A 9,334-nucleotide genomic window follows, 5' to 3' on the forward strand; every position below is an offset into this window, starting at 1 on the left:
CGGCTCCGGCATCCAGGCGGATCTGATGACGCTGGCCAGCATGGGATGCCATGGCGTCTCCGTGCTTACGGGCTATACCGTGCGCGATTCGGCGAGTTGCGACGAAGTCACCGGCCTCGATCCGGAAACCGTCGCGAGCCAGGCGCGCATGCTGCTCGAAGATATGCCCGTGGCCGCCTTCAAGGTCGGCGCGGGCGCCCGCGCCGAGGTCGTGAGCGCGATTGCCGAAGTCGTCGCCGACTACGACGAGATCCCGCTCGTGCTCGCGCCCGACTTCACGCTCGACGACGAACACGTGCTGGCCGCCGACGAACTGCGCGAAACCGTCACCGACCTGCTGGTACCGCAAACCACGCTGCTCGTCGCCGATGTGTCCGTGCTGCTCGCGCTCGCGCAACCGGACGGCGATTCCGAACCGCCCGGCATTGACGCCGCGATCTCGCAACTGCTGGCGAGCGGCTGCGAGTACATCCTGTCGATGGAAACGGGCTCGCACCGCGTGGTCAACACGCTCTATAGCGAGGAAGGCCAGATCCGCCAGGACCTGTGGGACCGCACCAGCCAGCCGATGATGGGCGTAACCGACACGCTCGGCGCGGCCATCGCCGCGCTGCTCGCGAACGGTCAGGAGCCGCCCGAAGCCGTGCGCGAGGCGCAGGAATATCTCTATCAGGCCATGCAGGGCGCATTTCGCCCTGGCATGGGCGCGTGGGTGCCCGACCGCTTTTTCTGGGCGCGCGCCAACGATGCGGAAGACGGCGAAGAAGCGGCCGACGATGCCGAAGGTCCCGGCAAGACGCCGCCCGCGGGCGAAGCGCGGCATTGAGCGCTGACTGACGATGCTGGGCGCGGGTGTCAAGCCCGCGCGCCGGCATGCTGAGTTTCGCGCTGCGAAGCCGCAAAAGGGAATTTACAAATAATTACCGGGGGTATACTGCCGCCCTCTAACAAAGATAACGCCGCCAGCGCAGCCCCAGACGCAGCAAAACTCGCCGCCACGCGCGAGAGCGCGTCATGACCGACACGGGCGCACCCTACCCACGGCAGACCCATGTCCCGCACACTCCTGTCACTGGTCGTACCTTTCTATAACGAAGAAGACGCCATTCCCGCCTTCTTCGCAGAGGTCGTCCCGGCTCTAGAGGCGATCGACGCAACGGAATTTGAAATCGTCTGCGTCAACGATGGCAGCAAGGACCGCACGCTGCCGCTGCTCGTCGACGCCGCCGACGCCGATCCCCGCGTGCGCGTCATCGATCTTTCGCGCAACTTCGGCAAGGAAGCCGCGCTGTCGGCCGGGCTGACCGAATCGCGCGGCGACATCGTCGTGCCCTTCGACGCCGACTTGCAGGACCCGCCCGAAGTCATCGCGCAACTCGTGAGCAAATGGCGCGAGGGCTTCGACGTCGTGCTCGCGAAACGTTCGGACCGCAGCTCGGACACCTACCTGAAACGCAAGTCCGCGGTGAGTTTCTATCGCCTGCACAACAAGCTGGCCGACGTGAAAATCCCGGAGAACGTCGGCGATTTTCGCCTGATGACGCGCGAAGTCGTGGATACGCTCAACGCACTGCCGGAGTCGCGCCGCTTCATGAAGGGCCTGTTCGCCTGGGTCGGCTTTCGCACAGCCGAAGTCGCCTACGTGCGTAGTTCGCGCGTCGCGGGCGAAACCAAGTTTTCAGGCTGGAAACTGTGGAATTTCGCGCTGGAAGGCATCACCAGCTTTAGTACCGTGCCCTTGCGGATGTGGACGTATTTCGGCCTGATGGTAGCCGCGAGTTCGTTTCTCTACGCGGCGTATCTCGTGATCCGTACGCTGGTGCGCGGTATCGACGTGCCGGGCTATGCGTCGATTTTCGTGTCGCTGCTGTTTTTCAGCGGCGTGCAGATGATCGGGATCGGCGTGATCGGCGAGTACATTGGCCGGATTTACCTCGAATCGAAGCGCAGGCCGCTTTATGTGATCCGGCGCCGCTACGGGAAAGAGGCCTGAAACACGTTAATCGCGCTGAACGCGCTGAACGCACTATTTCTCGCGCGCATAAAAAAACCCGCATCGCTGCGGGTTTTTCTTTGGCGAGGAAACACGCCTTGCGGCGTGCTCCCCTGCACTTCGATGTAATCAGGCTTGAGCCTTGGCTCTGCCTGGGACCGGAGTAAGCGCCGAAGCGCCAACTCCGGATCGCAATTACATGTCCATGCCCATGCCGCCCATGCCGCCGGGCATGCCGCCGGGCATCGGTGCATCTTCCTTCGCGACTTCAGCAACGGCTGCGTCCGTCGTCAGCAGCAGGCCAGCGACCGAAGCTGCGTTTTGCAGTGCGGTGCGCGTAACCTTCGTCGGGTCGACCACGCCAGCTTCGACCATGTCGACGTACTCGCCCGTCGCTGCGTTGTAGCCGTAGTTGCCTTGACCTGCTGCAACTGCTGCCACCACGACCGACGCTTCTTCGCCGCCGTTCGTGACGATCTGGCGCAGCGGCTCTTCCATTGCGCGCAGAACGATCTTGATACCTGCGTCCTGGTCTGCGTTGATGCCCTTCAGGCCCGTCACAGCAACGCGAGCACGGATCAGCGCAACGCCGCCGCCCGGGACGATGCCTTCTTCAACGGCAGCGCGGGTTGCGTGCAGCGCGTCTTCCACGCGTGCCTTCTTTTCCTTCATTTCGACTTCGGTCGCAGCGCCAACCTTGATCACTGCAACGCCGCCTGCCAGCTTGGCAACGCGCTCTTGCAGCTTTTCACGGTCGTAGTCCGACGTCGCTTCTTCGATCTGCGTGCGGATTTGCTTGACGCGCGCTTCGATGCTGCCGGCTTCGCCAGCACCGTCGATGATCGTCGTGTTTTCCTTGCCCACTTCGATGCGCTTCGCTTGACCGAGTTCGTTCAGCGTTGCCTTTTCGAGCGTCAGGCCGGTTTCTTCAGCGATGACCTGACCGCCGGTCAGGATCGCGATGTCTTCCAGCATCGCCTTGCGACGGTCGCCGAAGCCCGGAGCCTTGACAGCAACGGTCTTCAGGATGCCGCGGATGTTGTTGACGACCAGCGTGGCCAGTGCTTCGCCTTCGACGTCTTCAGCGATGATCAGCAGCGGACGGCCAGCCTTCGCGACTTGTTCCAGAACCGGCAGCAGATCGCGGATGTTCGAGATCTTCTTGTCGAACAGCAGGACAAACGGGTTGTCCAGAACGGCGACTTGCTTGTCCGGGTTGTTGATGAAGTACGGCGACAGGTAGCCGCGGTCGAACTGCATACCTTCGACGACTTCGAGTTCGTCTTGCAGCGACTTGCCGTCTTCAACGGTGATGACGCCTTCCTTGCCGACCTTGTCCATCGCTTCAGCGATACGGTCGCCGATCGACGAATCGCTGTTCGCCGAGATCGAGCCGACTTGCGCGATTTCCTTGTTGGTCGTGCAGGGCTTGCTGATCTTGCGCAGTTCTTCGATTGCGGCTGCAACAGCCTTGTCGATGCCGCGCTTCAGGTCCATCGGGTTCATGCCCGATGCGACGTACTTCATGCCTTCGCGAACGATCGATTGCGCGAGGACGGTTGCCGTCGTCGTGCCGTCGCCTGCGTTGTCGCTGGTCTTGGAAGCGACTTCCTTGACCATTTGCGCGCCCATGTTCTGGAGCTTGTCTTTCAGCTCGATTTCCTTCGCGACCGAGACACCGTCCTTGGTGACCGTCGGGCCGCCGAACGAGCGCTCGAGGACCACGTTACGGCCCTTCGGACCCAGCGTGACCTTCACTGCGTTGGCGAGAATGTTCACGCCTTCAACCATCTTGGAACGGGCGGAATCGCCGAACACGACGTCTTTAGCTGCCATCTTCTAACTCCTTGGAATTCTTGATGAATGAGCGGTGGGCCGAACTTACTTCTGCACCACGGCCATGATGTCTTCTTCGCGCATCACGAGCAGTTCGTTGCCATCGACCTTGACGGTCTGGCCAGCGTACTTGCCGAACAGGACGCGATCGCCGACCTTGACGTCGAGCGCGATCAGGGCGCCCTTGTCGTCACGCTTGCCCGGGCCCGTGGCCAGGACTTCACCTTGATCCGGCTTTTCTGCCGCTGCGTCCGGGATCACGATGCCCGAAGCGGTCTTGGTTTCTTGATCCAGGCGCTTGACGATCACGCGATCATGCAAAGGACGAAGGTTCATGGATAGATCCTCTCTTGATTTGGACTTGAAGAGACTCAAGAAAACCTGGCTGCCGACAATCGTCAGCCAGAGGTATTGGTGCACCGAGCGTTGTTAGCACTCTCATGCGGTGAGTGCTAATTATATGGACGGGTGGTGACAAATTCAAGAACGGGGGTGGGAGGTTTTTTTGGGGGGGTGATCAGGGAGAAAAACGCTCTCAGGGGCCGTCCAACTGCCTTCACGCCCACAAACTCAGCGATAAAATTCGACGCAAAAACAATGGATTAGCGGAAATTTACGCTTCGATTGCAATGGCACCGCGCGAGCGGAAACTGGCGCGCACTCCGCCGACGGAATTTGTAACAGCGCGCAAAATGGCCCCAGGGAATTCCCGAAAGCGGCGGCGCCCGTGTTCAGGCGCTTGCCACGAACGCCAGAAAAGTGCTTTTGCATCAGGATTGCCCCGCGTCAAGCGTCCTGGCGAAACAGCACTGTCCTGTGTCCTGAGTTCAACCTCGCGTCATATGAAGCGCTTGCGGATCAACGCGTTCGCCAACTTGCGCGGCGCGAGCAGCGTGAGGACGCTCCAGCCCGCGACAAGAACCCGGAAGCGCGTCTGCTCGAAGTTGGAGCGGAACGGAAACATCAGCGCGTCAAGCAGCGCGCGCGGCCGGCTATCGCCCGGCAGCGGGTGTTGATCGGGCGTAAGACGCAACGAGGCAATGCGCAGTTGCAGCAGATGCGGACCGCGGAACAGCGTGTTCAAAGGCGGCGGCGTTCGGCCAACCATCGCGCAAGCTTCGCAGGCCGCCGCGTGCCGCTTGATGGCGCGCACAATCTCACGGCGAAAATTCGTGTGGTTCGCACTCATCGCGCTGTCGTTGCCGCCATGCATGCGATATAGCACGAGCGGCTTCGCGATGGTCTCGACATCGCCCACATAGGGTGCCATCGCAATGCATGTCGAGTCGGTGAACGAATCGTGACTCTCATCGAGCGGAAAGATCTGTTCGAGGAAACTGCGCGACCACGCGTTGCCCGAACCCGGCGGTGAAGGATATTCCGAAGTCGTCCACGCCCACTGGCGAATCGCCTCTGGCGACAGTCCCGCGGGAATTTTCGGAATGATATTGCGGATCGGACGCTTGAGCGCGTCCACACGCTGCATCTGCACCTGCACCTTGCTCAAGCCCGGACGCCAGACCTCCGCAATGGCGCGCAGCGCGCCCGGAACAAGCACGTCGTCGGCGTCGAGAAAGATCACGACATCGCCCGAGCTTCGCTGGAATCCAGTGTTGTTGGCCTCGCGCTGGCCGCCGTTCTCCTTGAACACGGCGGTGATACGGTTGCCAAACGCGCGAATCACCGTGGCGGAATCATCGCTCGAGCCATCGTCGACCACAATGACCTCGAGTCGCGGCCAATCCTGCGACAAGGCGCTCTCGATCGCCTGGCCGACAAAGCGTTCGTAGTTGTAATTCGCGATGACGACCGAGAACGACACATTGGGCATCATGTTGGTGCGGGCCTGCCTCCTGAGCGCCGATTTCGGAAATTGTACAAGCAGTCTACCGAGGTACAAAGAAATGCTCCGCGAACTGGGGGAGCCTCTGTCCTCGCCTGCGCCGGTGATAGCCATCATTCCCCCCGTCTCGTCGCAAGACCTGTCTATTGGCACTTTGCCTGCGTCTAGCCCGCCATCAGACCGTATGGGTCCCAACCCCGTTCTTCCCCGCAGGCCATGGGCAAATAATACGAAATGCTTACAGGCGCCGTCTGTATGCCGCCTCACACAGCGGAGCCGAAGTCTGGTGCGACGCGTGCCACACGGCCTGCATTCCCGCCTCACGGTGGCGAACCGCACAGTCAGGCGTGCGTCGCCAACACCACAATCGGCTATCCCAACCCGCCTCACCCGCATGCCGCCGCTTCAGGCGACATGGCCAACCATCGAGGATTCCCACCATGGCACTGCTTTCGGATGCGCTGAGCCGCGAGCGCAACAACTTCGACCTGGTGCGCGTAATTGCGGCCGCCACGGTCGTCTACGCCCATTCGATCGTCCTGCAAAACGACGGTTACACCGATCCCGCCACAGCCTTTCTCGGCTTCGACTACACCGGCAGCCTCGGCGTATTCGCGTTCTTTCTGCTGAGCGGCATCCTCGTGACGGCGAGCTTCGACCGCCAGCGCTCGCCCGGCCGCTTTCTCGCACTGCGCGCTGCGCGCATCTGGCCGCCTGTTTTCGCCGGTTCGCTTTTCGTCGTGTTCGTGCTCGGCCCGATCTTCACGACGTGGACACTGCACGACTATTTCGCGCAGCGTTCGACGTGGTCCACGCTAGACACCGTGCCCACACTGCTCATGCGCGAGCGCTGGCACCTGCCCGGCGTCTTCACGCACAACCGCTCCGATTCGATCTGCGAGCCACTCTGGACGCTGACGACCGAAGTCCACTACTACCTCGTCGTGTTCGTCGCAGGGGTGCTGGGCTTTCTGAAGAGCCGCCGCGGCATCGTCGGCGCGTTATTGATCGGCTTGATTCCCTTTCTGCTCAGGCCGCATTTCCACCCGCATTTCGAGCTGGCCCTGCGCGACATGTCGCTCAAGCCTGGAGGCTATGGCTACTTTCCCGAAACCGTTTTTATGGCAGGCATGCTGCTTTACACATTCCGCAAGCAAGTGCGCATCAACGGATGGGCTGCGCTCGCGCTAATCGGCGTCTGGCTGGCGTTGCGCGGCACGGTCCTTTTCCAGCCAGCCTTTTATCTCGCGCTGGGTTATGCGGTGCTGTGGGTGGGCACCACGCCGCTATTTCATCGCTTCGTACCCCGTAACGATTATTCCCTTGGCATTTATATCTACGGCTTTCCGGTCCAGCAGGGCATCGCATCGCTGTGGCCGACGATGGGGCATCTCACGTCGCTGGTCGTGGCCGCGCCCTTTGTCGCGACGCTTGCCTGGCTATCGTGGCACGGGGTCGAAAAGCCAGTGCTCGCCTGGACCCGCCGCCGCCTTGCCCGTTCACGTCCTCTTGTGCAGGCAACTCCCGGCGTCGCTCTCGACACGGCAACACGTTGAACGACATGACGGCGACCTGCTGATCAACCGGTAACCGACGGGCACGGCTTGCGTCTTCGCGGCTTGCCCGTCGCGCCTCGCTCCACCCTGCACTTCAGATCTCTCAGCCGCCCTCTGCTGGCCGCTATCTAACGCACGAACAATCGCAGAAAGAAGCGCTAGAACGATCGCACAATCATGCGGAAATGGGATCGCCCCGCCGTTCGAACGAACCGCGCGATCCGGTTCAAGCGTTTCCGGAATCTGCACGGCGCGCACGCGCGGCGCCCGGCAGAGCCGCGCCGCGCGACGTCAGCCTTTCGCGCGAAGGCACATCTGTCGCCACGCACGCCGCCAAGCTCGCAGGTTGCGCGGGCATGACCGGCGTATCGGACACAATGGGTGTGACACGCGTGACCGGCAAGAACGAGCGACGCTTAACCTGCACCGCCACGCCGCTCGCCGCCGCTGCGAGCAAATAGAAGCCCACCCCCAGATCGAACACCGACGCCGACACCGCAGCGGTGATCAACGTCGCGAACATGCCTTGCCGCGCGGCGTAACAGACTGCACGATCGGTAAATGGGCGCTCGCGCGCGATTGGCGCCAGCGTCGCCTTCGCAATGAAGATCGCATAGCAGAGCGTGCCGAGCACGCCCAGACAGGCCAGCAGGACCATCACGAAACTCGACACGCGAACGCTGCCGAGCCCTACGCCAATGCCGTAGGTGTCAAAGAAGTTGCTCAACGCCTGCATGTTCTGGCCAGAGCGCTCGACGCCGGAATCGCTGTCGGCCTTGCTGAGGATGGTCGCGTCGACGAAATCGGTCAGTGCATTTACGACGTTAGGCATGAACAGGATCGCGTAGAGCGTCGCCAGCACGCCGAGACACGCAAACAACGTCCACATGCGCACCTTGCGCGCCTGCGCCTCCCGGACGATCCGGCCCGGACGGCTCAACAGCAGCACGACCGCATAACCGCCCAACCCCACGTACGCGCTGCCCGAGGTGGAAAGCAGCAGCAGCGTGCCTGTAGCCACCGCAAGCGCGCCCGAGAGCCTGGGCCGAAAACCGAGCAGCCATAAACTGATGCAGAACGCGAACAGTTGAAGCGTGAAGGCCGCAAAGGCGGACGCCTCACTGAACGTGCCGCTGATCCGGATCAGGCCGCCCAGCGACGCGCCGTCGAAATACACAAAGTCGGCGGTCTTCAGCCAGGACAGAGCATCGATGCCGACCGCGTGCGACGCGACATCGATCAGGCCGGCCAGCACGTCGAGCGCCGTGAGCGCGAGCATGGCGTCGGCTAGTGCGCGATAGCCACCGCGACAGCGAAGGAACACGCTCATGGAACAGAACACCAGCAACTCAGCGACGCAATAGACGGTTTGCGAAAGATTCCCGGACACGGGCGCAAGCGGCTGGAGCAGTCCCATCGAATTGACGTCGGTCGCGTTGCGATCGATCGTGAAGACGAGTGTCGATCCGGCCAGCACGCGCGGCAGCACAAGCGCGCCAAACACGCCCCAGGCGCAGGTGCACAACAACCAGAAGCCGGCCTTGCCGATGTCGACAGCGCGCAGAAGTCCATCGCCGCCTCCGAGATTGAACGCGCGCAGCACGAAGAACATCAGGAACAGATAGGCCGGCATGATGCCCACACCGCCCAGCGTAAGGGCGAGTGCGCACCCCAGTAGAGAAAAAGCGGCCAGGCCGTAGACCGACCAGCGATACGACGCGTTTAGCGCGAACAGTCCCGCCAGGAAGACGATGCCGCCAAATACCGAAAGTCCCACGTCCACCCCCACATTCGTTCGTTGCGCACGCCTCGCGCGCGCCAGCGTGTCGTCGGCCGGATTCAAAGCTCCAGGATACGCGCCGGATCGATCGTTCCCCTGACGATATCGAAGAAGGCCAGGCAATTGCCCTTGAGTCTGCCGCGATAGTCGAAGCGCGCGTTCGCCTGAAAGCTGTGATAGAGATTCGAGGCAATATGCCGCGAGATGAAACTGCACGCGCGCCCTCGCGCCATGGTCTGTTTGCGCGCGAGATAAAGCGGATTCGCGATCTGCGAATAGCCGAAGCGCACACCCGAAGTCCGCCCGCGCGACACCCCGAGATGCAC

7 protein-coding genes and 1 pseudogene are annotated in these 9,334 nt (G+C 62.0%); 3 read left to right on the forward strand and 5 right to left on the reverse strand.

Translation table 11 applies throughout. From position 1 onward, the window contains the following. Both VG320_RS14810 and VG320_RS14815 read left to right on the forward strand, forming a co-directional pair. Positions 1–826 (forward strand): hydroxymethylpyrimidine/phosphomethylpyrimidine kinase (locus VG320_RS14810; protein ID WP_327200854.1); only part of this gene is annotated, 826 nt, incomplete at its 5' end. Between the two features lie 225 nt (positions 827–1,051). Continuing rightward, positions 1,052–1,993 carry a glycosyltransferase family 2 protein gene (locus VG320_RS14815; protein WP_327200855.1) on the forward strand — a complete coding sequence of 314 codons (942 nt, stop codon included), beginning with the start codon at positions 1,052–1,054 and terminating at the stop codon, positions 1,991–1,993. A gap of 195 nt (positions 1,994–2,188) precedes the next feature. On the opposite strand, the gene groL is transcribed toward VG320_RS14815, so the two are convergent. From groL to VG320_RS14830, 3 genes are all read right to left on the reverse strand, one after another. Next, the gene (gene groL / locus VG320_RS14820; protein WP_143886476.1) at positions 2,189–3,829 is read right to left on the reverse strand and encodes a chaperonin GroEL; all 1,641 of its coding nucleotides are present in this window, start codon (positions 3,827–3,829) and stop codon (positions 2,189–2,191) included. Between the two features lie 45 nt (positions 3,830–3,874). Further along, a complete protein-coding gene (locus VG320_RS14825; RefSeq protein WP_103701891.1) occupies positions 3,875–4,165 on the reverse strand; it encodes a co-chaperone GroES in 291 nt (96 codons plus the stop codon). 502 nt (positions 4,166–4,667) lie between these two features. Next, positions 4,668–5,939 carry a glycosyltransferase family A protein gene (locus tag VG320_RS14830; RefSeq protein WP_327200856.1) on the reverse strand — a complete coding sequence of 424 codons (1,272 nt, stop codon included), beginning with the start codon at positions 5,937–5,939 and terminating at the stop codon, positions 4,668–4,670. A 173-nt stretch (positions 5,940–6,112) separates the two neighbouring features. On the opposite strand from VG320_RS14830, the gene VG320_RS14835 reads away from it, so the two are divergent. Then, the gene (locus tag VG320_RS14835) at positions 6,113–7,228 is read left to right on the forward strand and encodes an acyltransferase (protein ID WP_327200857.1); all 1,116 of its coding nucleotides are present in this window, start codon (positions 6,113–6,115) and stop codon (positions 7,226–7,228) included. A 226-nt stretch (positions 7,229–7,454) separates the two neighbouring features. Here the strand turns inward: VG320_RS14835 and VG320_RS14840 are convergent, their stop codons facing one another. Both VG320_RS14840 and VG320_RS14845 read right to left on the reverse strand, forming a co-directional pair. Next, a complete protein-coding gene (locus VG320_RS14840; protein ID WP_327200858.1) occupies positions 7,455–9,011 on the reverse strand; it encodes a hypothetical protein in 1,557 nt (518 codons plus the stop codon). A 56-nt stretch (positions 9,012–9,067) separates the two neighbouring features. Then, positions 9,068–9,334 (reverse strand): annotated as a pseudogene (locus tag VG320_RS14845) (glycosyltransferase family 2 protein); the annotation flags it as partial.

It is taken from the genome of Paraburkholderia sp., from assembly GCF_035948235.1.
GTDB lineage: Bacteria > Pseudomonadota > Gammaproteobacteria > Burkholderiales > Burkholderiaceae > Paraburkholderia.

Bases quoted from the DNA above. Each gene is read 5' to 3' on its own strand.
- VG320_RS14815 (WP_327200855.1), top strand. From the start codon at position 1,052: ATGTCCCGCACACTCCTGTCACTGGTCGTACCTTTCTATAACGAAGAA.
- groL (WP_143886476.1), bottom strand. From the start codon at position 3,829: ATGGCAGCTAAAGACGTCGTGTTCGGCGATTCCGCCCGTTCCAAGATG.
- VG320_RS14825 (WP_103701891.1), bottom strand. From the start codon at position 4,165: ATGAACCTTCGTCCTTTGCATGATCGCGTGATCGTCAAGCGCCTGGAT.
- VG320_RS14835 (WP_327200857.1), top strand. From the start codon at position 6,113: ATGGCACTGCTTTCGGATGCGCTGAGCCGCGAGCGCAACAACTTCGAC.